The following is a 26,341-nucleotide window of genomic DNA, read 5'->3' as shown; positions in this document are numbered from 1 at the left end:
TGCTAAAATTCGCACCAAAATTAGGAACGCTTAAACGCAAGTTGTTTGTGCGCTCTGTTAAAACTATATCAAAGGTTATTTAACTACCATGGTCCTCTCGATAATTTTAACCCTAATAGCGATTGCCTTTTTACTGATCGTTATAGAAGATATAATTCACGTAAATAAAGCTAAAACTACACTCTTTTTTGGAACGCTTTGTTGGATTATACTTTTTGTTAACCCGCTTCATGGGCAAAGCCCTGCAACTATTCAGCATCTTCTTAACGAAAACATATTAGAAATAGCCTCACTGTGGCTGTTTTTAATGGCCGCCATGACCTTTGTTGCCTATTTAAACTCTAAAGGGTTTATAGAAAACATTGTGCACCGGGTAATGCCTAAAAGCATTAGCGAACGACAACTTATGTTTTTAGTGGGCGGCTTTGCTTTTTTGTTTTCATCTATTTCTGACAATGTAACCGCTACGCTTATATCACTTGCTGTGGTTATGTCATTAAATCTTGAAACTAAAAAGCTCATTAAATACGCCACACTTATTGTGTTTGGGGTCAACTCTGGCGGTGTATCGCTAATAACCGGTGATGTAACCACCTTAATGATATTTTTGGACGGCAAGGTTTCAATTGCAAACTTATTACTGCTCATAGCCCCTGCGTTTATAAGTGTAATGCTACTCGCGCTTTTGCTCTCTATTGGTATGAAAGGGCAAATAGAGTTTGTGGGCTCGCAAAAAAAACGCATAGAAAAAACCGACATTACTATTGCCATCATATTTTTATCAACCGTGGTAAGTACGTTAACGCTTAGCGTAATTTATAGCGTACCGCCGCTACTCACATTTTTATTTGGTTTATCGGTTATGTTTTTAGTGGCGCAATTTTTAATGCGCAAAAAAGATATAAATAAAGACATCATCGATTTTGTACGCGACATAGAATACGACACGCTACTGTTTTTTGTGGGTGTGCTTTTACTTGTTGGCGCATTAAAAGAAATTGGTATTTTAACTAAATTTACCGATTTATATACAGTAATGGCACCTGAGTACGCTAACTATTTAATGGGAATATTATCAGCAGGGGTTGATAACGTACCGCTTACTGCTGCGCTATTAAAAGCAGATATAGTAATGAGCCAGCAACATTGGTTGTCGTTTACTTATGCAACCGGTGTAGGTGGCTCAATGCTTATAATTGGTTCGGCAGCGGGTATTATTGCCATGAGCAAACTAAAGGCACTTACTTTTACGAGCTACTTTAAATTATCGCTGCAATTATTAATTTGTTATACCGTAGGTTATGCAGGCGCTTACTTTATGGGTGGTTTTGTTTAATTTTTGCTATAAATGCTTGACACCTAGACGTCTAAACGATAACTTTCAAAGCCCCGCTAATTAGCGGGGCTTTGTTTTATTAGCCAATGGTTAATAAAGCATTCAGAAGAGGTGCGATACTTAGGTATTTAATGGTAGGTGACGAACGCCCGTAACCATTAAAGAGGGAAGTACTCGCCGAGAAAAATACTAGTACGTCGCTATTGTTTTTCGGTTTATGGGGCTGAATCCTCAAAACTGTCACCAATATAGGTGGAGAGCTTCTGGCAGCGGACACATCAAATGCATTCCTTTGCCAAGTTCTTCTTGTTTTTTAGCGGTTAAAATACCGCGAAAGGAGACTAAATGACTACCCAATCAGTGCCACAATCAGTATTAGGCGCAAAATCAGATTACATCGTTGCCAAATTTGGCGGAACCAGTGTTGCAAATTTTGAAGCGATGAGTCGCTGCAGCGAAATTATTGTTGCAGATAAAAGCGTACGTATTGTAGCTGTGAGCGCCAGTGCCGGCGTAACTAACCACTTAGTTGCACTGTGTAAATCAAGCATTACCCCAGAGCAGCGCCAAGAACACATAGACGGCGTGCTAGCCATTCAGCAAGCTATTTTAGATGAGTTATCGCTTGATGCCGATTTAGCCGTAGGCTTTAACGAAACATTAAAAGCATTCCAAACATTAGCGATTGAAACACTAACAACTGATCAGCAGCACGATGAGCTACTTAGCTTTGGTGAGCGCTTATCGTCGTACTTATTTGCGCAAGTGCTGCGTTTAAAAGGCTTAAATGCAGATCGTTTTGATGTACGAAAAGTACTTAAAACCGACAGTCAGTTTGGTAAAGCAACACCCAATGTTAAAGCCACAGCGCAAGCGGCTAAAGAAGTATTAATTCCGCTATTAGATGAGCAGGTAATTGTAACTCAAGGTTTTGTTGGTAGCGACGAATTTGACCAAACAACCACACTTGGCCGTGGTGGTTCAGATTACAGCGCAGCATTACTTGCTGAGGCGATTAACGCTAAAAGCGTACACATTTGGACCGACGTAGTGGGTATATTTAGCACCGACCCACGTTTATGTGCCAAAGCAACGCCTATTGCCCGTTTAAGTTTTGATGAAGCCGCAGAAATGGCCACATTTGGCGCAAAAGTATTGCACCCAGCGACTATTTTACCAGCTAGCCGTAGCCACATTAATGTATTTGTAGGCTCAAGCCGTGAGCCAGAGCGCGGTGGTACGTGGATTGAGCGCGAAAAATCGCAGCAGCCGGGTATACGCGCCGTAACGCAACGTAAAAACCAAATATTGCTCACACTTAAAAGCCCTGAAATGCTATTGGCAAGTGGCTTTTTAGCCCGCGTGTTTACCATTTTAAGTGAGTTTAATATATCGGTAGATTTAGTGACTACCTCTGAAATAAGCGTAGCCATTACCCTCGATAACGCGCCTAATGCCTCGCGCCCAGAGCTTGAGCAAGCGTGTTTAGATAAGCTTGCTGAATTTTGCCATGTATCGGTTGAAAACAACTTAACGCTAGTGGCGCTTATTGGTTCAGAAATACAGCTTCGTCAGCACGAAATGAACCTAATGAATGTACTAAAAGAGTTTAATATTCGTTTAATTTGCCATGGTGCAAGTAAGCACAATCTTTGCTTTTTAGTAGAGCAGGGCGAATCAGATACTGTGGTACAAGCTATACACAGCCGCCTTTTAGAGGCGTAAAAAAGCAGCTAAAGTATAAAGTCTGTTATTAAAAAGCATCGCCAGTCGGTGCTTTTTTTATGCGCTACAGTTACATCAAATTGGGTGTGTTGGTTATTACTTTCAACGGTAACACAGTTACTTGATGCACCGAGTGTTGCAATATTTAACTCATTAAACACATTCGGGCTAAGCAATTTAGCAATAGGGCGGCTGGTGGCTTTAGCAAGCGACTCTTTTAATGTCCAAATTCTAAAAAAGATATTAGCTTGGGTTTGCGTATTACTCGGCTCAGTAATTAGGGCTATTTCGTCTGCGTGATAAAAATGCTTTGCGAGCTTTTCAAATGGGCGCTTTAAGCTTATTTTTTCAATATCAAAACCAAACTCGGTATTAGCTAAGTTAAGGGCTACGCCAACCAAACCGTGGGAGTGTGAAATACAGGTATTAAAAATTTCGCCACTAGCTTGCAACTGTAATTTAGCGCTTGCCTCGTCAAATTGGGTGCTCATACCATTTAGCGGTGTGTTTGCGTATTGTGGCTTAGCTATTTTAAGCAACTGTTTTAGCAGTATACGAGTAGCCAAGTATTCTTGTTTTGCTTGCGCTCTTTTACGGCGGTTTATAACGCCTAGCTCAAACGGGCTTAAGTAATCAGGTAAGTTAAATTTACTTACATCAAGCGTTGTCGCATCAAATAATAAAATGCGGTTATTAGCTAACGGTAAGTTTGCTAATTGAGCAGGAGTAATACGTAAGGTGTTTTTAAAATAATCTGCTGTCATAAACGCTTTAAATGGGTGAGTCGCTGTAATTATGAGCGGTTAACAGCGCTTATTTATGCAACGAGCAATTTTATTACTCAGTTGGCATGAAATATGGTTTAATTCACAATAATCAAAGAATAACAGATTTGTAGATGTATGGCACAAGTGCGTGATGGATTTCAAAGCCGATTTGGTTTTGTTTTAGCCGCTGCAGGCGCAGCAGTGGGTTTAGGTAATATATGGGGTTTTCCTACGCAGGCGGCCAACCATGGTGGCGGTGCTTTTTTACTGGTTTATTTTGTTGTTATATTTTTATTAGCGCTACCGGCGCTTTATACCGAGCTTTATTTAGGCCACCACGCACAAGCCAACCCAGTTAAAGCATTGGGCAACGCATGGCAAAATACCAATAAAAAAGTAGGTGCTGCGGCAGGTTATATTGGCCTTGCGGGCGCTGTGGTTATGCTTAGCTTTTATTCTATTGTAGCTGGTTGGATGCTTTCGTACGCCATTGAGCCTATTACTACATTTTTTGGCTTTGATGCCGCAAGCGAGTTTTTACATAGCGACTCGGTGCTGCGTAATTTTGTGTTTACCCCGCTTATGCTTATTTTAACCGCCAGCATTATTTTAAAGGGGGTTAAATCGGGTATTGAAACCTGGTCGCGCCGCTTAATGCCGTTACTATTAGTTTTATTGGTTGGTTTAATTGTTTATATAGCCAGCTTAGATGGCGCAAGCGAAGGTTTTGCCGCGTATTTAATACCTGATTTTAGCCAAGTGCTCGACCCAAATTTAATTATTGCAGCTATGGGGCAGGCGTTTTTTTCGCTCTCGTTAGGTGTAGGTTGTATGATGATTTATGGCTCGTACTTACAGCCAGATGCAAACCTGCCAAAACTAACCGCAAGCGTTGCATTACTCGATACTAGCGTGGCATTTTTAGCCGGTTTACTTATTGTGCCTGCCATTTACGTTGCACAGCATAATGGGGTTGAGGTGTTTAGTGGTGGTAAACTAATTGGCGAAGGGCAGCTTATATTTGCTATTTTGCCAGAGCTATTTAGCACAATGGGCGAAATAGGTTTACTTATAGGCTTGTTGTTTTTTGTACTTATGTCGATTGCATCGGTTACATCAACTATTTCAACCACCGAAATACCCGTTGCCTTTTTAGTAGAAAACCACCAAGTGGATCGTACCAAAGCCACGTGGGCTGTAAGTTTAGTTGTGCTTGTATGTGCAAGTGCCATTATATTAAATTTTGAGTGGCTATTTGGTTTGGTAATTATGTTGTTTACCCAATACCAACTTCCGCTTATGGGCTTGTTTTACTTTGTTACCGCAGGATGGATGTGGCAGCGTGGTAATAAATTGCGCCAAGCAACCACAGGAGCGCATTACTGGTTTGCACAGTATATTCGCTTTGTGTGCCCGATATTAATGACCTTGGTATTTGCAAATGTAGCCTTTGGGTGATTATGGCTAAGCCATAGAGCTAGCATTAAAAATAGATTAATAAAGCGAAGTGAGTTTATAAACTCACTTCGCTTTTTTTGTGCCTATTTTAAATAACTTATAAAACCTCATTAGTTAGAAGTTTACCTTGGTTTATTTCCAGCGCATTTTGTATGGTTGTATTAGCAATCTCGGTAAGTGCTTCTTGGGTAAAAAATCCTTGATGGCCAGTGACTAATACATTTTTAAAGCTCACTAAGCGCGAAAATATATCGTCTTGATTTATTTCGTCGCTGTGATTTTTAAAAAACAGCTCTGATTCTTGCTCGTACACGTCGAGCCCTAAATACCCCAGTTTTTTAGTTTTAAGTGCGTTAATACACGCTTTACTATTTAATAGCGCGCCACGCGAGGTATTAATAAGCATAACGCCGGGTTTCATTTTATTGAATGCGTCATCATTTATTAAATGGTGTGTTTGCTCGTTCAATGGGCAGTGAAGTGAAATTATATCGCTTTGAGTTAGCAGCGAGTCTAAATCGGTAATGATGTAATTACCAGGTTGCGCATAAGGGTCGCACACTAAAACGTTGGCACCAAAGCCATTTAGTATATTACAAAGCGCAAGACCAATTTTACCGCAACCTATAATTCCAACCGTTTTGCTGTGCAGGTTAAAGCCTAATAAACCGTTTAAATCAAAGTTGTCTTCGCGTACACGGTTATAGGCCTTGTGTGTTTTACGACTTAGCGTAAGCATAAGTGCAATACAGTGCTCTGCTACCGCTTCAGGGCTGTATGCAGGCACGCGCAGTACTTTAATGTTGTGTGCTTTAGCTGCAATTAAATCAACGTTATTAAACCCCGCACAGCGCAGTAAAATAGTGTTCACACCAAGCTCTGCTAATTGCTCTATTACGACTGCATTCACAGTATCGTTTACAAATACGCATACGGCTTCAAAGCCTTTTGCTAATAGGGCGGTTTGCTCGTTAAGTGTTTGCTCAAAATAATTTATACGTATGCTTGGATTGTTTTTAATACAGTATTCAAAAAATGGTTGTTCGTATTTTTGAGTACTAAAAAAAGCAATGTTCATGTTATTAACTCCAAAGTATGGGTTTACCTTTAACATTAAACTACTTTTAGGTAATGCGCTTTAATAAGCTCCACTTTATTGATTTAAAATAACTAAGCGCCTTTTAATGCATTAAAGTTAGGGGTTAACTTAGTGCTTCTATAGCTACTTTTTTGTGGCGAGCTTTGTAAATTTGCCTCTATTACTTGTTTGAGCGTTTCGGGCTTGGTGCGTGGTGCGTAACGTGCTACTAGCTGCCCATCACTATTAATCAAAAATTTAGTGAAGTTCCACTTTACGGCGCGGTTTTGCGAAATACCCCGTGTGTGCGCTTTTAAATAATTAAAAAGCGGGTGTGCTTCAGGGCCGTTTACCATTACCTTACCAAATACTTCAAACGAGACATTAAACTGCGCTTGATAAAAGTCTTTAATAGCTAAATTATCAAGAGGCTCGTTTTGCCCAAACTGATGGCACGGAAACGCTAAAATAGTGAATCCACGGTTTTTATATTCTTGGTAGAGTTTTTCAAGGGCTGTTAATTGCATTGAAAAATTACATTTACTTGCTGTATTAACAATAAGTATGGTTTTGCCTTTTAGCTGGCTAAGCGCAAAGCTTTCGCTGTTGTACAGTGGCGCACTAAATTGATAAATACTATCCATGGGTTACCTGCTTATTTCCTTACGCTGGAAATTTATAAAGACTTAATTCGCTTTTTAAGCAGCCGATTGACATAATCGGCATAGTTTCTAAGTTATCAGGTAATTAAGGCACTTTTATGTCAATCAATGTTTCATTTATAGGTTTAGGCGTAATGGGTTATCCAATGGCTGGGCACTTGGCAAAAGCCGGCTACAGCGTATGCGTATATAACCGTACTCAGGCAAAAGCTCAAAAATGGGCTGAAGAATTTAGCGGGCGCTTTGCACCTACTCCACGTGAGGCTGCCAGCAACGCAGATATCGTTTTTATGTGTGTTGGTAACGATGACGATTTACGCTCGGTAGTATACGGTGATGATGGTGTTTTAGCGGGCATGCTGCCACACACAATATTAGTTGATCATACAACAACTTCTGCTGAGGTAGCCCGCGAAGTAGCAGCAAAGGCAGCTCTGCAAAATATCGACTTTATAGATGCGCCAGTATCTGGCGGCCAAGCTGGCGCCGAAAATGGTGTTTTAACGGTAATGGCCGGTGGCAATGAAGCTGTATTTGCAAAAGCACAGCCTGTAATGGCGGCATTTAGCCGTTTTAGCCAGTTGCTAGGCGAAGTTGGTTCTGGCCAATTATGTAAAATGGTTAATCAAATTTGTATAGCAGGTGTTGTGCAAGGCTTAGGAGAAGGTCTACATTTTGCAAAGCAAGCAGGCCTTGATGGCGAAAAAGTAATTGAAACCATTTCAAAAGGTGCAGCTGGCTCGTGGCAAATGGAAAACCGCTACAAAACAATGTGGGCAGGTGAATACGAGTTTGGCTTTGCGGTAGATTGGATGCGTAAAGATTTAGGTATTGCGCTTGATGAAGCTAAAAACAACGGCGCTACTTTACCGATGACTGCAACGGTCGATCAATACTACGCCGATGTACAAGCCCTTGGCGGCGGCCGATACGATACCTCAAGCTTACTTGCACGAATAGAAGCGCTGCATAAAAAATAACGTTTCACATTTTAAAAGATTAAAAGCTTCGCTTTTCACGTGAGCAAGCTCTACGTCTACCACTAAGGTGTAGATGTGGTTTTACATGCAGATGCCAAGCTTGCTTGCGTGATGGGCAAAGCCCGTAAAGTGATTAATTCACAAAGAGGTTATAAGGCGCTGCGCTTTTAGAGGAAGTGAATAGCCAAAGCTATTTTTGGCTTATGTTTTCTCATTTTCTCCTCATTCACTCCTCTTTGTGAGTAGTGTTTTACTTAAGCAATTAAAAGCTGCGCTTTTCACGTGAGCAAGCTCAACGTCTACCGCGAAGGTGTAGATATGGGTTTTACTTGTAGACGCGAAGCTTGCTTGCGTGACGGATAAAACCCGTAAAGTGATTTATTCACAAAGAGGGTAAGAGGCGCTTCGCTCTAGAGGCAGTAATAGTTCTAAAAAGATTGTTGTTGGTCTTTATGTTTTCTCATTTACTCCTCATTCACTTCTCTTTGTGAATAGTGTTTTATTTAAGCAATTAAAAGCTGCGCTTTTCACGTGAGCAAGCTCAACGTCTACCACCAAGGTGTAGATATGGGTTTTACCTGTAGACGCGAAGCTTGCTTGCGTGACGGATAAAGCCCGTAAAGTGATTTATTCACAAAGAGTTTATGAGGCGCTGCGCTTTTAGAGGAAGTGAATAGCCAAAGCTATTTTTGGCTTATATTTTCTCATTTTCTCCTCATTCACTCCTCTTTGTGAGTAGTGTTTTACTAAGCAATTAAAAGCTGCGCTTTTCACGTGAGCAAGCTCAACGTCTACCACTAAGGTGAAGATATGGGTTTTACCCGTAGACGCTAAGCTTGCTTGCGTGATGGGCGAAGCCCATAATAATTCAAACAAAAAAACGCGACGCTTTATCACTAAAGCGTCGTGTTTTTATATGCGTTTTACAAGTAAGGCTAAAGCAAATTACATGCTCTGTGCGTAGTTATAAAGCGCCTTTAAAATGGTCAGGTTCTTTTCGCTGTCGTCGTGCTCATGGGCCAAGTTTTCAAGGGTGATCATAAAATCTTGTGCGCTAATTGAGGGTTGATCTTCCCCGTGCATTAGCTTGTTTTGGCAATACTGGCGCCATTGATCAAGTTCTTGCTGGTTTAGTGTTTCAGGCCAGTTTCGTGCACGGTATCTAAAGAGTAATGTATTAAACTTTTTATCTTCAAAATCTAAATTTAAGCCCGCTAACTCATCTGGTTTAGCATCACGTATAATCGCAAATTTTGCTTTGTCGGCGTGGCTTGTAAAACCATCGTAAAGTAAGTAATCAACGTTAGTAGTCGCGCTGTAATCGCCTTTTTCGTTAAATACTTCAGTTACTTTATCGCGAAGCTCGGTATTGGCTTTTAAAATAGCTAAATTCGCAAGGCATTGCTCACGGTCAATTCCTAAACGGGCTGCGTTTTCTGGTAATAAAGTTTTAGCAGGCGCTAAAATAGGGCACTTGTTTAAATGCACCAGCTTTAAACCAACAGGTAAATCGCCCTCGGCTAAATCAACGCGTTTGGTGTATAAACGTTTACGTAGCTCTTCTACGTTTAAATCCAGTAACACTTGCGGGCTTTGGGTTAAATCAAAACAAATAACCGCGTTTTTATTTACCGGATGAAAGCTCATAGGCGCAACCCACGTAGTACAACCCTGCGTTGCAGGAATACGCGATGAAGTATGTACAAGCGGCGTCATGTTAAATACATCAACTAAATCACCGAGCGCTTTTTTATTGCGGAGCCCAAAAAAGAAGTTATAAAGCTTTGGCTGTTTTTCTTTTATTAGTTTAGCCAGTGCAATTGTGGCGGTTACATCGCTTAGCGCATCGTGCGCAGCAGCGTGTTCAATGCCATTAGCTACTGTTAAATGCTCAAGCTTAAAGCTTGGGCTACCGTCTTCTTTTAACGGCCATTCAATGCCTTCAGGGCGAAGTGCATAGCAAGCGCGTACTAAATCAATAATATCCCAGCGGCTATTATTGTTTTTATATTCACGCTCGTATGGGTCGTAAAAGTTACGGTAAAAGCTATAGCGACTTACTTCGTCGTCAAAGCGAATACTGTTATAACCAGCCACACAGGTGTTTGGCGCACTAAATTCGGCATGAATTTTTGCTATAAAGTCAGCTTCAACTAAGCCTTTTTTCATCGCCACTTGTGGAGTTATACCCGTAATTAAACATGCCTCAGGGTGAGGTAAGTAATCCGCCTGCGGCTTACAATATTCAATAAGCGGCTCGCCAATTATATTTAAATCAAGATCGGTACGAATACCTGCAAATTGGCTCGGCTTATCCTTTTGAGGGCTCGCCCCCCAGGTCTCGTAGTCGTGCCAGTAAATAGTTGCTTGATTTTGCTCTTGATATGCCATGCTGAAAACCCTGAGTAGTTAACTTAAAAACGCCTAAATGAGCGCCAAGTTACTAAAATAATGAATTATTTAGATTATGGCATATGGACGAGGGAGTTTATAGGTTTGCAATAGGTAAGGCGTTTAAATTAATTAGTTATACTCATTATATCAATCTAATTACAGTGGTCGTTCGATATGTTTGGTATTAGACTAAAGTCTATAAGTTAATTTTCTTCACTTATTGGTTTTGTTTTAATCGTTTGTCGGTTTTGTGTTAATTCTCTAAAGTTCAGTTGTCGGCAACAAGCACGACTAACTCAACAGGAATATAATCATGAAAAGCTCACTAATCAAAACCATCGCTCTTGGCTCTTTATTTACTTGCTCAGCTGCTGTAATGGCTGATACAAGTGATTACAAATTAATGGTTATCGAACAGGCTACGGCACCGCAACCTTTAGAGCAGTCATTCAATAGCTGTGCACTTAATGTTAAGTCAAAAAACTATGCTCAAGCTGAAGAAATTTGTACAAAAGCAATCGCACTTTTAAAAGATGCAGATGGCCCTAAATTTAAAGTACGCCAGCTTACCTCTTACGCTTTAAGTAATCGTGGTGTAGCGCGTTTAAAGTCGAATAACGAAACTGCTGCATTAGCCGATTTATACGAAGCTAACCAAATGTCTAACAGCACTATGGTATCGCACAACTTAAATCGCGCTAAAGAAGAGCTTTCTTTATAAAAGATTGCTCATAAAGTGCTTTATAAAACACTTTAATTAAGCGAGAGTACAAAAAAGCCATGTTAGGTTAAACCCTTATATGGCTTTTTTGCGTTTTTGCTATTTATAAAAAGCATAAATGCATAAGGTAAAAAATACAGAAGCAATAAGTGATAGCGACTAAAGCTAAGCTTTTTCTTTGTTTGTAAAAGGCTTTACGACCTAAAAGCAGCTCACTTAATTAAGCGAACGGGTATTTAAAATAAAACCAATTACTATTTGTGGATTAATTAATATGGAACCTACCGTCGTCTCTTCAGGCACTTTAACTATATTTGAAATTAGCGCGATATTTTTATCGATTACTGCCTTACTCACCTATGTGAATCATCGCTTTATTGGCTTGCCAACCACAATTGGTGTGATGGTTATTTCTATGCTGGTTTCTATTACTGCGATATTTTTGGGCTTTTTAGGGTTTGATGATCTGATAGATTATGAGGTGAGCCTACTCGATCAGCTTAATTTTACGGAGGTTTTACTTGATGGCATGCTTTCTATGTTGCTATTTGCCGGGGCGCTACATGTGAATGTAAGCGATTTAAGGCGTTATAAATTACCAATTGGTATTTTGGCATGTATGGGTACGCTTGTATCTACCGTTATTATTGCTGGTGCGCTTTATTTATTACTGCCATTACTTGGCTTTGATTTATCGTTTATTTGGTGTTTATTATTTGGCGCGTTAATTTCGCCAACCGATCCGATTGCTGTTATGGGTATTTTACGCTCAGCCGGCGCGCCTAAAAGTATTGAAACTGTGATAGCGGGTGAGTCGTTATTTAATGACGGAATAGGGGTGGTGGTATTTGTTTTATTACTGGGTATTTTATCAAGTGGTGATATTCCTACAACCTATTCTGTAGCGCATACGTTAGCCGTTGAAGCGGGTGGTGGAATTATTTTTGGCTTAACACTTGGCGGCATTTTATATTACTTACTTAAAAGTATAGATAGCTACCAAGAAGAGGTATTACTTACTCTTGCAGGTGTTATTGGTGGTTATGCGCTGGCAAGCCATTGGCACCTATCGGGGCCACTTGCGATGGTTATGATGGGGTTAATGGTGGGTAACCATGGCCGTAATTTAGCCATGAGTGATAAAACACGTCATTACGTTGATTTATTTTGGGAGCTTATTGACGAAATTTTAAATGCCATTTTATTTGTTTTAATTGGGCTTGAAGTTGTAATGATTGCCTATTCGGGCAATTTATTAGCCGCTGCTGTGTTAACTATATTAATTGCTTTATTAGCACGCTTAATTGTAGTGGGTATAACAACCACCACTTTTAATAAGCAATTAGCATTACCCAATGGTGCGTGGAAGGTATTAACGTGGGGAGGATTGCGCGGCGGTATTTCGGTGGCGCTTGTTTTGCAGCTTCCTGATGGTGCAGAGCGAAATGTTTTACTTACCTTAACTTATGCTGTGGTGGTGTTTTCTATTTTGATCCAGGGGTTAAGTGTTGGCAAAGTTGCTAAAAGTATTCGTAAGTAAGCTTAAATAAATTAGCTGTATTTTATTTATACAGATAATGTTACAAAAAATAGGGTTTTTTACTGGTGTTACTTAAATTTTGTTTAGGAATCAGTTGCTAATAAGGGCTAATTGTTACTCGATTTTATAACAAATTAGCTCACGTATTAGACTAAAGTCTATAGGTTAATTTTCTTCACTTATTACGTTTGTTTTTCTCGTTTGTCGCTGTTGAGCTAATACTCTAAAGTTCAGTTGTCGGCAACAAGCACGACTAACTTAATTAGGAAAGGCAAACCATGAAACGTACACTTTTAAAAACCATCGCTCTTGGCTCATTACTAACTTGCTCAGCAGCTGTAATGGCTGATTCAAGTGACTACAAACTAATGGTTATCAAAACCGCTACTGCGCCATTGCCACTTGAAGAGTCATTCAATAGCTGCGCACTTAACGTTAAATCTAAAAATTACGCTCAAGCTGAAGAAATTTGTACAAAAGCTATCGCACTTTTAAAAGATGCTGAAGGCCCTAAATTTAAAGTACGCCAGCTTACATCTTACGCGTTAAGCAACCGTGGTGTTGCACGATTAAAAGCGCATAACGATACAGCAGCTCTTGCCGATTTATACGAAGCAGTTCAGGTTTCTGAAAATTCAATGGTAACGCATAACTTAACTCGCGCTAAAGAAGAGCTTTCTTTATAAAAAGCTCTAGCTAGCGCAAGTTTCAAAAAGGCCCCTGCAAGGTATAACCTGCAGGGGCTTTTTTGTGCACGATATAAAAGTTTACCATTGTTTGCGGACCCTCATTTGCAAAAAAATTAATACCCAGACTCTTCTTTAGATAGATTTAGTATTTAGCTATTAGCTAATGTTTTATTTTTTACCTGTTTTTTAGACGGTTATTCTGTAAAATCACGCATTAACATTTGTGAAAAAAATTTACACTTGTGATTAAGGTGATTATTCAACTAAATATAAGTAGGAATTATGATTTTTTATATTGTTGGGTTGAGTACATTGGTTATTATTTTGTGTTTAGCTATTTATGTCATTTATAGCAATGTACGCACAAGCCGAGTAAGAAAAACAAAAGAATACAATGTGTTATTTGATAAAGATACCATTGTGGATGATCTTATTACTCAACTTACTGATAAAAACCAAGCCCAAGCAGACGAGCATAAAACAATAAAAGGCAAAGAAGAGATCCTTGCAACATTTATTGAATTGCATCGTTCAGGTAGTTTTTGTGCGCATTTAAGCGAGCAAGAAATTATTTACTTTGTTAAGAAAAAATTAAACATGGAGAGTAATAATAATGGATAACGAAAAAGTAATCCCAGCAGAAAAAAATGAGTCGTTTATAAGCCGTTTTGGCCGCCGTAATGTCATTGTGGTGTCGTCAATTGTTGTTGTATTAGCGGTTATTGCCACGCTTACATCGCAGGTTATATCGTGGAACGAAGCAGATGAGCGATTAGTACACCAATCAGCATTTACTGGTAATTTAACGGTGATAAATCAGGCTGGCCCTTATCTAAAAGCATTTGGTACTACCTCGGCCTATAAAAAAGTAATTTCTATAAACTTTACTGGCGATAGTAGTGCAACAGCAAGCGCGATTGTACCGTTAATTCCTATTCGTTTTTTAGATACAACAACCGGTGGTGCCCGTGGTGTGTCGCGTTTTAGATTACCGGGCAATGTGCCAGCTAGTGAGTCTGGCGCATTACGTGGTTTACTTAAAATACACGAAGAATTTGGCTCACAAGAAACCCTAATTTCTAACCTACTAATGCGTGCCACAACTGAAAATGTTAAAGCGTCTGCACGTATGATGTCGGTAGAGCAACATTACTCAGGTGGTAATGGCCAATTAAGCCAAGATTTTTCTGATCAGCTAACCAACGGTATTTTTGTGACTGAGCAAATTATTAGTACTGGTGAGCGTGATAAAACTGACGATTTAAGTAATTTGAGTAAACAGCAACGCGTTACTATTAATATTAAAAAAGACAGCGAAGGCAACGCACTGCGTAACGCACCTATTTTAGGCGCTTACGGTATTACGGTAGTTGATGCGAGCATTATTGATATTGACTACGAAAGTAAAGTAAACGCACGTCTAGAGGCGCAAAAGCAAGCGGCAGCAGATGAAGCGCTTGCGCGTCAAAACCTTAAAAAAGCAGAGCAACAAGCGCGTACAGAGGTTGCACTAGGTGAGCAAGCCATTGCTAAGCAACGAGCAGAATCTGAAAAGCTTAAAATTAAAGAGCAAATTGATGCTGAGCGTATTAAAGCCAATGCGATTATTTCAGCGCAGCAACGTGTAGCGGTTAAAGCGGAGCTTGCAAAAGAGCAAGAAGAGATATTAAAACAACAACGTTTAGAAGCACTTGGTATGGATGTGTTAGCTGAGGCACGTTTACGTGCTAAGTCGGCAGCGCTTGATCCTAAATATGTTTTTGATGAAACATTAAAAGCTGAGGTTAAAATTCAAACTGCTTTATTTACAAGTTTAGGCAATAGCCGCCTAGTACCTGAAATTGTTATTGGTGGTGCAGGGCAAGGCGAGCAAAGCAACGGCTCTGAATTTATGCGTTTACTCGCTGCTGATGCCGCTTTAAGTCTTAAAAAGCGTTTAGAAAAAGAGAAAAAATAAACGATTTATCAAATATAAAAGTTATGCTTAGCTTTAGGTTATAAAGACTATACAAATCAAAACGCTGTCTGATATTTCAGTCAGCGTTTTTTATTGTGTGCAATTTGATATTGTATTGTGCAGATAAGCCTATTTTTTGTAAAAACAGTTTTTTAATTACACAGTAAAAAAAGTGAGCAGTATTGATGGATAGCAAAAATCAGCTTAATTTAGACTTAGGGCAAGAGCATATTACCATCCAACGTCGTTATGAAGCGCTGGGAGCATTTAACGATTTTTTGATTGCAGTGTGGTTTTTAATTGGTAGTTTTTTCTTTTTAAATGACTCATTAATAGAAAGCGGTACGTGGTTATTTATAGCCGGCAGTGCGCAATTGCTTATAAAACCTGTTTTGAAGTTGATAAGCCAAGGGCGTGTTGATCTTTGTGGATTGAAATTTGTTCAATCTAGGGGCGATTAAATCACGGCGTGAGGTTTGTAACCTAGTGGGCTAAGTAAAAACCGAGCAACAAAGAGTTAATCGTCCCTAGAAAGAACCCAAAGGGCAGCGCATGTTTGGTCTTTATGCTGCGTTATCGCCTATTTATGGGGAATAACCACACTTCACAGGCTCTGCCTTGCCTAAAAAACCAAACATACTGCTGCAAAATCAATCACGAAAGGTCAACACGCCCTAGCACATGTTAGTCGGGTATTTCATTCAAATAATGCACCGTAAATACGACTCACAATACGTTCATTTATTATGGTTAATAATTTAAATTAATGACTATTAATATTAAGGATAAAACTTTGAAAGTATTTAAGTGGGTTTTGGCCGCAATCATTATTTTATTAATAGTAGGTTTACTAATACCCGAAAAAATGACGATTCCAGTAAAAGGCGCTACAAGCAAAGATTGGAACCACAACACGTTTTGGTATGAGCCATGGGGTAGGTCGGGTGTACACAAAGGCATCGATATTTTTGGCACTAAAAACACGCCCGTTGTTGCCTCAATAAACGGTATTGTTATATTTGCAGGTGAGTTAACCCGAGGTGGTAAGGTGGTTGCGGTACTTGGGCCTAAATGGCGCGTGCATTATTTTGCACACTTAAATGACTACAATGTAAGTGCAGGGGATGTAGTAAGCATAAACAGTCAAATTGGCTTACTGGGTGATACCGGTAATGCTGCAGGAAAACAACCCCATGTGCATTATTCTATATTATCGCTTTTGCCTATGCCGTGGCTTTTTACAACGCAAAGGCAAGGTTGGAAAAAGATGTTTTTTTTAAGCCCACACGAAAAGCTAACAGCTAAGTAATTACGCTATTTTGAGGTAAGCTATTAATAGCTAAAGGTTAATCAGATACAGCGATTAACTGTAACTAAGCTTGTTAATAAGTAAATTACATACCTTTTATCGCAGGTATTAGACTAAAGCCTATAGGTTAGATTTATTCACTTATTAGGTTTGTTTTTATCGTTTGTCGGGAAGGGTGGATTTATCTAAAGTTACGTTGTCGGCAACAAGTACGACTAACCAAACAGGAAGATAATCATGAAACGTACACTTTTAAAAACCATCGCTCTTGGCTCATTCTTAACTTGCTCAGCTGCTGCAATGGCTGATCAAAGTGATTACAAATTAATGGTTATTGAAGATTCAATAACAGCAGCCCCAGAGTTTGAACAGCCATTTAATAGCTGTGCACTTAATGTTGAATCAAAAAAATACGATGAAGCTGAAGCGGTATGTACAAAAGCCATTGCTTTATTAAAAGAAAGCCGCGGCCCACGTTTAAAAGTACGTGAACTTACATCGTTTGCACTAAGCAACCGAGGCGTAGCCCGTATGATGGCTAAAAAAGATACTGCAGGCCTTTCTGATTTGTACGAAGCAGTACAAATTTCTAAAAACTCACTGGTATCTCATAATTTGACTCGTGCTAAAGAAGACTTATCGTTATAAGTTTTTAAAAGCTAGAGTAAAAAGCCGGTGTTGGGTTAATCCTGACACCGGCTTTTTAGTGTTTATTACATAAATTAATAGTGTTTTTTACACAATTAGTAAGCTACCCACCTCTCAAAAGCTGTTTGTTAAAGAGTAATTTTTAAAGATTACAATTATGACTAATGTTCAAACCTCAGCGATTTAAACCTTATTTACGTTAAATTACTTTATATTTGTGCCTATTTTGATTAAAGTAATAAAGTTATGTTGATTCAGTTGGTATTAATACTTATGTATTTGAGCACATTACTATATAGCTGAATTAGTAGACTGTTACTTTTCTAAAATTAAAAACTATAAGTAAGAGTACGTTTAAAGGAACTACGCAATTTTTGCGTAGATAAAAGGATTTAAAATGAAATTCAAATTCAATCGTGTAGTTGCGTCTTTTATTGCTGCAACTATCAGCCTTTCTGTTTTCGCCGAAGACATAGAACTTTACGTAAACCATAACGTAGAAACCGATGAAAAGCCTCGATTTTTAATTATATTCGATACATATGGAAGTGTGGGAGATAAACTCCCTAATAATGGTCCTAAAAAATAAACACTGCTAAAACTTATAGTTAATAGCAATGAGTAAAAACTATTCAAGAGTGGTTACATAGCGAGTGTAAAGCCAGTCATATTAAAATTATAAACACTGGCCACACCACATGAATATCTCTAAAAAATTACTACTAATAGTTGCGTTAACCTGTTTAGAGGTGAGCATTACAGTATTTGCTGCATTTGAAATTGCGAAAGGCGCTCGGTTTCATCAGCTTAATTTTTTACACCTAAAATATATTAATCAACTTGCCAATAGGGTCGAGCATATCAACCTTAATAACCACATTGATATAGATACCCTCGAAGCTGACATTTTGGCAATAAGAGAGCAGCCACAAACATGTATTAATGAGGCAAACGCTCTCAATTTATTTATTATGAAAATGATAAACACAAGCCATGCAATTTTGCTTTGTAAGCAAGACGTAGAACTTGCAAATAAAGCTTTATACTCACTTGAACAATACAGAAACGGGGTACTTTCTCGCGAACAAATATTGCAATACTTAGTTGCTGCATTGCAGCAGTTTAATAAAAATTCAGAGGCATTTGAGGCTCCAATAACTAAAACTGTGTCGTTTATTTTTATCAGCTTTATTCCGTTAGTTATTATTATTTCTTTGTTTAATATAGGGTCTATTACTTACTTATCACGTACTATTTCCAGCTCAATTCGTAACTTAACCTCGCTACTATTGAGTCAGTCTCACAGCCATAAAAGTTTAGATTATGAATTTGATACTAATACGCCAGATGAACTAAAGTCACTCATTTTTGCAGCTAAAAAACGTATCGAAAACGATTTACTCAATCTAGAAAGCAGTCAGCATTTACAAGCTATTGTTAAAACCCAAACGGCATCACTACAGCAAGCAAATGATGAGCTTGCTCAGTTTGCTTACAGAGCCTCTCATGATCTAAAGTCGCCGTTAACGGGGGCTAAATCATTAGCCAAATTTGTGATAGAAGATATAAAAAATGCAGATACACAAGAGGCCTTAAAAAATACGCAAACAATCGTTAATCAAATGGAAAAACTGGAACTACTGGTAACCGATATTTTAAAATTAGCCAAAGCAGACATTGCAACTAAAGAGCGTGAAGTTATTAATTTTGATGAGATTATAGGAGATATTAAAACGCGCTTATATTGGCTTATTAAACAAAATAATTGCGATTTTAATACCTTTGTTAATGTACCTGTAAGTATAAAAACGGATAAAACACGTTTAACACAAATCATAGAAAATTTAATCTCAAATGCTCTAAAGTACTACGATTCAACTAAAGCATTCTCATTTGTTAAGTGCGATATTTTTATTGATAAAAACGACTTTACAATAATAATTGAAGATAACGGTATAGGGATTTCTAAAAAGTTTCACAACGAAGTTTTTGAAATGTTTAAACGATTTCATCCTCACTTGAGTGAAGGCTCTGGGCTTGGTTTAGCATTAGTTAAAAAGCATGTTGAATTTTTAAAAGGCACTATAAACTTTGTAAGTTCGTCGCATGGGTCTACCTTTAAAATTACACTTCCACTGAGTACATTAATATGAACAATATCAATCCGCCAGTTTTAATCATTGATGATGATGCGGTAGACAGGTACATACTCAAAAGGCTCATAAAAGAAGCGCAACTTGAGCTTACAATTTTTGAAAAATCAGATGGTCAAGAAGCTCTAGAATTTTTAATAGCGTATGATGAAAATAAAAAAAAGTACCCAGGTCGGTTTCCCCCTATAATTATTTTTTTAGATATAAACATGCCAAGAGTAAATGGTATTCAATTTTTAGAGGCATTTAGTGAGCTAAGAAAAACAATTGAGCTTAATTCTTGCGTTATTATGATGTTCAGCACTTCTGAACGCGAAGAAGATAGGGTTAAAATTTTAGCGCACGAATTTGTTATTGGCTATTTGTTAAAAGGTGCCCTTAGTGCGCAAGAGCTTAAAGAAAAAGTGCTTGCTGTTTTAAATGGATAACTAATTATCCGATTAAACTAATTTAGCTATTAACTAAATTAGTTTTGTTAAATAGTAATTGCACTTCCTCGGCGGGTAGGGCTTTAGAAAATAAAAACCCCTGTACATGATTTATATCTAACTCGTTACAAAATAAGTACTGCTCTTGGGTTTCTACGCCTTCTGCAACTACAGCAAAACCCATAGCTTTTAACATTAACGATAAACCCTCTATTACTTTAGCGTGTTTTGCTTTTGGGCCACCATTTGTTTGTAAGCTTTTATCAAGCTTAACTATATCAATAGGGTATGAAGTTAAGTGCGCTATAGATGAGTAGCCCATGCCAAAGTCATCAAGTGCAATTCTAAAGCCCTTTTCGGAGAGCGCATTTAACGTGTTGGTTATTTTTAAGTCGTCTTCAATAAAGGCCGTTTCTGTTATTTCTAAAATAATATTAGCCGGTTTTAGTTGGTACTTATCTATACAATTAATAAAGTAAGCTAACAAACGATCATTTTGTAGTTGTACAGGCGAAATATTAATAGACATTGAAAAAGACTCAGCCTGCTGTTGCCAAATAGCTAACTGTGCCAATGCAGTTGCAATAACCCATTCACCAAGCTGGTCAACTAACCGGCATTGTTCACTAATAGGAATGAACTCATCAGGCGTATAGTAAGGCTCTTCTTCTGGCCAGCGGATGAGGGCTTCAACGCCAGTTACTTTATTGGTTGCAGTGCTAAAAACGGGTTGGTAAAACAGCCTAAACGCATTGTTTTTAATGTTTTCTTTAATTTTATTTTGAATCTCTACTCTGCGGCTAAATTCGTATTGGTATTGTTCTTTGTAAAAGCTAATTCTTCCTTTACCGTTTTGTTTAGAGCGATACATGGCTATATCAGCGCATTTTAGTAGATTAGCCGACTCTGTGGCATCGCTAGGGTAAATTGCGCTGCCTATGCTCACACCACAATTGATAATTGTATTTTCTATTAAATAAGGCTCAGCAACATGTTTAAGTATACGCTCGGCTATTTTTCCTATTTGGGTAAATTCAGCAACGCCACCAATAATTACAGCAAATTCGTCACCGCCTAATCTGGCAAAGCCTTCATCACGGCGTAAACAGTTATTAATTCTTCTTACAACTTGCTTAAGTACTTCATCGCCAATGTTATGACCTAATGTATCATTTATATGTTTAAAGTTGTCTAAATCGAGTGCGAGCAAAGCTGCGCTTGTTTTACTGCGCTTATTGCTTTCAATGGTGGTTTTTAAAAGCTCTTCAAAATGATAGCGATTAGACAACCCCGTGAGCTGATCACGCTGCGCCATACGCTTTACGGCTAGGTAACTTTCATGCATTCTTTGCTCTGCTTCAAAGCGCTTTTGTGCAAATAAAATGGCTTTATTTAAGCTTTCGCTGGTTATGCTGTTTTTTGGTAAAAAGTCTTGCGCACCCGCTTCTATACATTTAAGTGCAAGTACTTCATTTTCAGAGGCGCTTATCATTACTATGGCGGTATTACCTAAATTAGGTTTGGCGCGCATTTCACTCAGGAGTTTAATACCATTTTCTTTTGGCATGCTGTAATCGAGTAAAATTACATCAAAATGGGTCCTATCAATAGCGAATAAACCTTCATCAACAGAGGTCACTTCCGTTATATTGTGATACTGATCACCGTTTGAAAGCAGCATCTTTTTAATCAACTTGCGATCGACTAAGTCGTCATCCACTATTAATATATACATACAATTCCTAAATATGGCAGGTGTCACTTTACAAATTTAATTCATTGGGTGCTACAAATAACTTATGTTTTTTCTTTATAGTTTATGAGTTTAAGTGTTGCTTAGGCCAAAAAATGGTGAACGTTGTGCCTGTTTTTCCATTTGAGCTAACATCTACTTTGCCTCCAAAATTAGTTACATGCTTTTTAACGACAGACAACCCAATACCTGTACCCTCAACTTCGTCTCTTGAGCGAAGAGTTTGAAATAGCTGAAAAATCAACGAAAAATATTTAGGCTCAATGCCGGGGCCATTGTCTGTTACTTCAATCACGTAATAATGTAATGCTGGGCGCAAAGAAATATTAATTATGCCATGCGTTTTATCATTGTGTTTTATGGCATTACTTAGCAAGTTTAATATAACCGTTTTAAAAGGGACGGCTGGGATATTAATTTGACTATTGCCCGAGTCAATATTGATAGTCATAGAGCTGGGTATATCTAGTAACTGTGCAACATCTTGATAAACAGCTTCTAAAGTTGTGGTGCTTAGCGTTACATCGCACTGGTCAATTTTTGCGTATTTTAATAAATCTTCCAGTAAGGTTTGCATTCTATTAGCGCGACTAATCACTAACTGAAAGTTTTCTAAATGTTCATCTGGTAGTAGGGTTTCACAATCGTCTGAAATCCATTCTAGTAATCGTTTAATTGCATTTAGTGGTGCGCGCAAATCGTGAGAAGCAATACTTGTAAATTCATCAAGCTCGCGGTTGGCTTTTTTAAGTCTATTAATTAAGCCTTCTTTTTCGGTCAAGTCTCTACACACACATAGTATAAGAGGTGCGCCAGATTTATCTTCAAAGCGCTTTTTAGTGGTTTCTACGATTATACGGTTGCCATTGGGCATGTGTATGTTTTCAACCACTTTACTTAAGCCCTTTTCAAAGGCTATTTTATCTTGTTCTAAGAATAGGTCGGCTTCTTTTGCTTCAAATGACTCAACGGTTGTATATCCGATTACTTTGTCATGCATACTGGGAGGGTAAGAATTTATAAAGGCATCATTAGCGTAAACAATCTTAAAATTTTCATCTTTAATAAAAATAAAATCACGATTTAATTGCGTGATAGTAGCTTGTAATTCGGCCGCTTTTTTTTGTTCAACTATTTGCTTACGTTGCACTAAATGATTAACTATATCTTTTTGTAATACACCAAAAACAGACACCTCTTTGCTAGTTAAAGGTTGCGTACTTATTCTTTCTACGATTAACCAACCAAACTTTAAATTAGATGGAAGAATGATTGGTGACACTAGGCGGTAGGCTTTTGTATCCCCCTCAGAGCCTGCGCTTTGACTTTCATTAATTAAGCTCTCTACAAATTGATCGTGTTTTAAATCAGCGTCACACACATTTGTAACATCACCGCGTTGCGATAAATTAACTCTACTTTGCGGAAAGTTGGCGATAATAGTGCACGATTTTGCATCAAAAATACTCAGTACTAAATCGCAAATACTGTCTAAGTTAGTCTGAATGTCGCTATCTAAAAAAACACTCCAAAGCTTATTATCTGTTGTTGATGGAGTGCCTATATAAGACTCAATACTTGGCATTTACGATCCCTTAAAGCCATTGCTCTTAATGTGGTTTAACAAAAGGTTAACCTTAGAGTAGCAGGTTATTGCAGATATGTGTGTGATTTTTAAAGCGGATATTTGCGCTTTTAATAACAATAATAAATAAATCAGATGAAGAAGTGTGTTTGTTAAGCATATTTATAACAACCTACAATAGGTACGTTCCGACATGTATATTAGTAATACTTTTAATAAACATGTAAATACAGATGCTAATTAGGCAGCCTGCTCAGTAAAACAAAATACCGTTTGACGCATCAAGAAATCGCGCGCTCAGCATTGGACCAAATACCAAATACCAAATACCAATTACCAAATACCGAATCAATGTTGTAGCTTAAAAGCATAATTTTGGTTGACGAAACTATTCTCCATTAGTAGGCTATTTTTAGTTCTTGAACACTTTTTGTAGTATTTTTACGTGGTTATTGTTTTATATTTGTTAGCAATAATGGTTAAAACCCCAACTAGAATTGGGGCTTAATAATGATGAGAATAAAATAATAAGGCAGAGCTTTAGCGCTAGCTAATATCGGGAGTTGAATCTCGTAAAATTAGCTTAGGCTCAAATACCTGATTAACCGTTATGCCGCTTTTTTTATAAATATCTTTAAGCACTAAATTTGCAGCTGCACGGCCCATTTCGGGTACTGGGTTATCTATTGTGGTAAGCGTAGGGTAAAGGTAGTTGGTAAAAATAACGTTATCAAAACCAATTATTGCTAAATCTTTAGGTAAATTAAAGCCATGCTCGCGGGCATATTTCATTGCACCCGATGCCATTTCGTCATTGGCGCACACAAGAGCCGTAATTTGCGCTTTATGTTGAATAAAATGACGTAGGCCATCGCTGCCACCGGTTTCTTTAAAGTCGCCTACATAATACAAGCTTTCGTCAAAGGTGAGGTTATATTCTGCAAGCGCCTTTTTGTGACCTTTTAAACGATCTGAGGCATCTTCTTTAAATTGTGGGCCGGCAATATAAGCAATACGTTTATGTCCTTTATTGATCATGGCTTTTGTTGCAAGGTAGCCACCCATAACATTATCGAGACTAATGCAGTTTTGCTCTATTTCTTTAACGTAGCGACTCATTAAATAAATAGGGGTTTTACCTTTACTGAGCTCAATTAAATACTCGTTAGATACCGCTTCTACGTGAGCAATAATGGCGTCGCAATTACGGCTAATTAAAAATTCAAAACCGTTTTTTTCTTTTTTTTCATCACTGTGGCCGGGCGTAATAATTACGTGTTTACCAGCTATACGTAATTGCTCTTCAATGGCCGACATCATTTGTCCAAAAAACGGGCCGTCTAACTCAGACACTAAAATGCCTACACTGTTAGTGCGGCTTGATGCTAAAGAGCGTGCAATAGAACTTGGCTGATAGCCGAGCTCTTTCATCGCCTCTAATACCTTTTTTTTCGTTTTTTTACTTACGTAGTCGTTGTCGTTAAGCACCCTAGATACAGTTGATAAAGACACACCTGCCATTTCTGATACTTGATAAATAGTCGCCATTTATATCCTAGCTTGTACGCATTTGTTTTAAATAAAAATTTATAAAACATAAGTTGTGATTAAAAGTTAATTTACACATTACTGCGCCTAATTGCTAAATCTTCTGTTATTTTTTGGGTCATTGCAGGTGTAAGCGGATAAATAAGCATCAACGCGGCGCCTAAAAAAGCAAAAGCAGCTGGGATCCAGCTCATTAGTAACTGCATAGCGGGTAGGGCTTGGTTAATTGTAAGCTCATCCATACCGTTATATCCATAGCCTGCAAGTACCACTAATACGAGTGCCCCAGCAAAACCACCACCCGTTTTTTGCACAAAGGTACCTGCTGAATAAATAAGCCCGGTTGCACGTCGTTTATTTTTCCACTCAGAGTAATCTGCAGAATCTCCTAGCATGCTAAAAAACAAAGTAGGCATCATGGCTGCAAAAAATTCAGCCGCGCAGCCAAAAGTAAATACAGCGACAATATTATTGCTAGGCACCCAATAAAATGCAGTGGTTAATAAGCCGCTTAGCAACAACGATGCAATAAATAAATTGCGTTTGCCCATCATTTCAGCCAGCTTGCCTGTAGCAAGTGCACCAAATATAGATACTATTAATAAGGCAATAAAATATTGCCCGGCCATTAGTTCATCAGCAACGTGGTACTTAAAGTAATAAGCAATAACACCGTATTTTATGCCGTTAAACATCATGGTTAAAAAGCCAATACCCAATAAAACTAACCACGGTTTATTTGTTAGTAAATCGACCATATCGCGCTGCGAACCGGTTAGGTTTTGTTTGTTTTTATTAAGTAGTTTTTTTATAACAACAGTCATTGCTGCCATAACTAAAGCAAAAAATAACCCGCTGTATAAATCGCGATAATAAAAAAACAGTGTTGTTGATAACAAAGGTAATATTATAAATGGCAGGTTTTTAGTTAAATCAAACAGTTCTAATTTTAAACACCCTTGCTCTGAAGCTGGGGCTATTACACGCTCTTTAGTGCTTACAAAGGTAATAACCATAAGCGCAATAAGTAAACTTGCGAACAAATACATAGTGAGCTGATAGCCCTTGGCGTTATCACCGCCTCCAAAGTAAGCGACTAAATCGGGTAAAAAACCCATCACTAATAACCCGCCTGTAAACGCGCCTGCAAATCTGAATCCTGATAGCTTAGTACGCTGGGTGTCATCGGGGGTCATTACGCCCATAAGTGCAGAGTAGGGTACGTTACTGACTGTATAAGCAAGTGTTAAACCAATATAAGTAACGTAGGCATAAATAAGTTTATTAGTTTCGTTAAAGTTTGGTGTGGTAAAGCACAGCACCATAAACAAACCTAAAAAGGGCGCGGAGTAGAGTATCCACGGCCTAAATTTTCCAAAGCGCGACTGCGTTCTATCGGCAATCATGCCCATAATTATATCGGTTACACCATCAGATAATCTAACCACTAAAAACAGCATGGCGGCCGCTGCAGCCGATATGCCAAAGGTGTCGGTATAAAATACCGCTAAATAGGCCAATGCGCCGCGCCATACTAAATTAGCACCCGCGTCACCCATGGCATAACCGACTTTTTCGTATAAAGGGAGTTTGTTCACAGTGTGTGTTCT

23 protein-coding genes and 1 riboswitch are annotated in these 26,341 nt (G+C 38.4%); of the genes, 15 read left to right on the top strand and 8 right to left on the bottom strand.

Translation table 11 applies throughout. From position 1 onward, the window contains the following. Positions 1 to 88 precede the first annotated feature (88 nt). Together nhaD and lysC are read left to right on the top strand one after the other, a co-directional pair. Positions 89 to 1,336 (top strand): sodium:proton antiporter NhaD, encoded by a 1,248-nt coding sequence (nhaD, locus tag PESP_RS10240; RefSeq protein ID WP_089347943.1) that lies wholly within the window; start codon positions 89 to 91, stop codon positions 1,334 to 1,336. A 98-nt stretch (positions 1,337 to 1,434) separates the two neighbouring features. Continuing rightward, positions 1,435 to 1,607: riboswitch (Lysine riboswitch) on the top strand. Between the two features lie 74 nt (positions 1,608 to 1,681). Next, positions 1,682 to 3,061: a lysine-sensitive aspartokinase 3 gene (gene lysC, locus PESP_RS10235; protein WP_089347942.1), complete on the top strand. Its 1,380-nt coding sequence runs from the start codon at positions 1,682 to 1,684 to the stop codon at positions 3,059 to 3,061. Between the two features lie 8 nt (positions 3,062 to 3,069). On the opposite strand, the gene PESP_RS10230 is transcribed toward lysC, so the two are convergent. Next, a complete protein-coding gene (locus tag PESP_RS10230; protein ID WP_089347941.1) occupies positions 3,070 to 3,825 on the bottom strand; it encodes a 4'-phosphopantetheinyl transferase family protein in 756 nt (251 codons plus the stop codon). Positions 3,826 to 3,963: 138 nt separating this feature from the next. Between PESP_RS10230 and PESP_RS10225 the strand changes: the two genes are divergently transcribed. Beyond that, a complete protein-coding gene (locus tag PESP_RS10225; protein ID WP_089347940.1) occupies positions 3,964 to 5,286 on the top strand; it encodes a sodium-dependent transporter in 1,323 nt (440 codons plus the stop codon). Positions 5,287 to 5,383: 97 nt separating this feature from the next. Here PESP_RS10225 and PESP_RS10220 read toward each other — a convergent pair whose 3' ends face one another. Next, entirely contained in the window at positions 5,384 to 6,364 is a 981-nt protein-coding gene (locus PESP_RS10220; RefSeq protein ID WP_089349145.1) for a 2-hydroxyacid dehydrogenase, read from the bottom strand. Between the two features lie 92 nt (positions 6,365 to 6,456). Further along, the gene (locus PESP_RS10215; protein WP_089347939.1) at positions 6,457 to 7,008 is read right to left on the bottom strand and encodes a glutathione peroxidase; all 552 of its coding nucleotides are present in this window, start codon (positions 7,006 to 7,008) and stop codon (positions 6,457 to 6,459) included. A gap of 116 nt (positions 7,009 to 7,124) precedes the next feature. Between PESP_RS10215 and PESP_RS10210 the strand changes: the two genes are divergently transcribed. Further along, the gene (locus PESP_RS10210; protein ID WP_089347938.1) at positions 7,125 to 8,006 is read left to right on the top strand and encodes an NAD(P)-dependent oxidoreductase; all 882 of its coding nucleotides are present in this window, start codon (positions 7,125 to 7,127) and stop codon (positions 8,004 to 8,006) included. Positions 8,007 to 8,951: 945 nt separating this feature from the next. Here the strand turns inward: PESP_RS10210 and sbcB are convergent. Continuing rightward, on the bottom strand, positions 8,952 to 10,397 hold the full coding sequence (sbcB, locus tag PESP_RS10200; protein ID WP_089347936.1) for an exodeoxyribonuclease I: 1,446 nt from the start codon (positions 10,395 to 10,397) through the stop codon (positions 8,952 to 8,954). A 316-nt stretch (positions 10,398 to 10,713) separates the two neighbouring features. Between sbcB and PESP_RS10195 the strand changes: the two genes are divergently transcribed. The 11 genes from PESP_RS10195 to PESP_RS10145 all read left to right on the top strand — a co-directional run bounded on the left by PESP_RS10195 (position 10,714) and on the right by PESP_RS10145 (position 19,845). Further along, the gene (locus tag PESP_RS10195; protein ID WP_089347935.1) at positions 10,714 to 11,121 is read left to right on the top strand and encodes a hypothetical protein; all 408 of its coding nucleotides are present in this window, start codon (positions 10,714 to 10,716) and stop codon (positions 11,119 to 11,121) included. Positions 11,122 to 11,395: 274 nt separating this feature from the next. Then, positions 11,396 to 12,661 (top strand): cation:proton antiporter, encoded by a 1,266-nt coding sequence (locus PESP_RS10190; protein WP_089347934.1) that lies wholly within the window; start codon positions 11,396 to 11,398, stop codon positions 12,659 to 12,661. Between the two features lie 278 nt (positions 12,662 to 12,939). Further along, complete coding sequence (locus PESP_RS10185; protein ID WP_058548934.1) at positions 12,940 to 13,347, top strand: hypothetical protein; 408 nt, start codon at positions 12,940 to 12,942, stop codon at positions 13,345 to 13,347. Positions 13,348 to 13,632: 285 nt separating this feature from the next. Beyond that, a complete protein-coding gene (locus tag PESP_RS10180) occupies positions 13,633 to 13,971 on the top strand; it encodes a methanolan biosynthesis protein EpsI (protein ID WP_089347933.1) in 339 nt (112 codons plus the stop codon). Continuing rightward, a complete protein-coding gene (locus PESP_RS10175; RefSeq protein WP_089347932.1) occupies positions 13,964 to 15,307 on the top strand; it encodes an SPFH domain-containing protein in 1,344 nt (447 codons plus the stop codon). The genes PESP_RS10180 and PESP_RS10175 overlap by 8 nt, the downstream gene beginning before the upstream one ends. Before the next feature lie 185 nt (positions 15,308 to 15,492). Further along, entirely contained in the window at positions 15,493 to 15,768 is a 276-nt protein-coding gene (locus PESP_RS10170) for a YrhK family protein (RefSeq protein WP_089347931.1), read from the top strand. Positions 15,769 to 16,100: 332 nt separating this feature from the next. Continuing rightward, positions 16,101 to 16,616 (top strand): M23 family metallopeptidase, encoded by a 516-nt coding sequence (locus tag PESP_RS10165; protein WP_089347930.1) that lies wholly within the window; start codon positions 16,101 to 16,103, stop codon positions 16,614 to 16,616. 237 nt (positions 16,617 to 16,853) lie between these two features. After that, on the top strand, positions 16,854 to 17,264 hold the full coding sequence (locus PESP_RS10160) for a hypothetical protein (RefSeq protein ID WP_089347929.1): 411 nt from the start codon (positions 16,854 to 16,856) through the stop codon (positions 17,262 to 17,264). Between the two features lie 397 nt (positions 17,265 to 17,661). Further along, entirely contained in the window at positions 17,662 to 17,853 is a 192-nt protein-coding gene (locus PESP_RS10155) for a hypothetical protein (RefSeq protein WP_174694385.1), read from the top strand. Positions 17,854 to 17,962: 109 nt separating this feature from the next. Then, on the top strand, positions 17,963 to 19,417 hold the full coding sequence (locus PESP_RS10150) for a sensor histidine kinase (protein ID WP_089347928.1): 1,455 nt from the start codon (positions 17,963 to 17,965) through the stop codon (positions 19,415 to 19,417). Further along, positions 19,414 to 19,845: a response regulator gene (locus PESP_RS10145; RefSeq protein WP_089347927.1), complete on the top strand. Its 432-nt coding sequence runs from the start codon at positions 19,414 to 19,416 to the stop codon at positions 19,843 to 19,845. The genes PESP_RS10150 and PESP_RS10145 overlap by 4 nt, the downstream gene beginning before the upstream one ends. A gap of 22 nt (positions 19,846 to 19,867) precedes the next feature. On the opposite strand, the gene PESP_RS10140 is transcribed toward PESP_RS10145, so the two are convergent. From PESP_RS10140 to PESP_RS10125, 4 genes are all read right to left on the bottom strand, one after another. Next, the gene (locus PESP_RS10140) at positions 19,868 to 21,580 is read right to left on the bottom strand and encodes a two-component system response regulator (RefSeq protein ID WP_089347926.1); all 1,713 of its coding nucleotides are present in this window, start codon (positions 21,578 to 21,580) and stop codon (positions 19,868 to 19,870) included. Positions 21,581 to 21,662: 82 nt separating this feature from the next. Beyond that, entirely contained in the window at positions 21,663 to 23,183 is a 1,521-nt protein-coding gene (locus tag PESP_RS10135) for a sensor histidine kinase (protein WP_089347925.1), read from the bottom strand. A 546-nt stretch (positions 23,184 to 23,729) separates the two neighbouring features. Further along, a complete protein-coding gene (locus PESP_RS10130; RefSeq protein WP_058548946.1) occupies positions 23,730 to 24,731 on the bottom strand; it encodes a LacI family DNA-binding transcriptional regulator in 1,002 nt (333 codons plus the stop codon). A gap of 71 nt (positions 24,732 to 24,802) precedes the next feature. Beyond that, on the bottom strand, positions 24,803 to 26,329 hold the full coding sequence (locus PESP_RS10125) for an MFS transporter (RefSeq protein WP_089347924.1): 1,527 nt from the start codon (positions 26,327 to 26,329) through the stop codon (positions 24,803 to 24,805). Positions 26,330 to 26,341: the final 12 nt, after the last annotated feature.

The organism is Pseudoalteromonas espejiana DSM 9414 (assembly GCF_002221525.1).
GTDB classification, from domain to species: Bacteria; Pseudomonadota; Gammaproteobacteria; order Enterobacterales; family Alteromonadaceae; genus Pseudoalteromonas; species Pseudoalteromonas espejiana.
The sequence above is the reverse complement of the archived record's forward strand: the minus strand, read 5'-3'. Positions and strand labels throughout refer to the sequence as shown.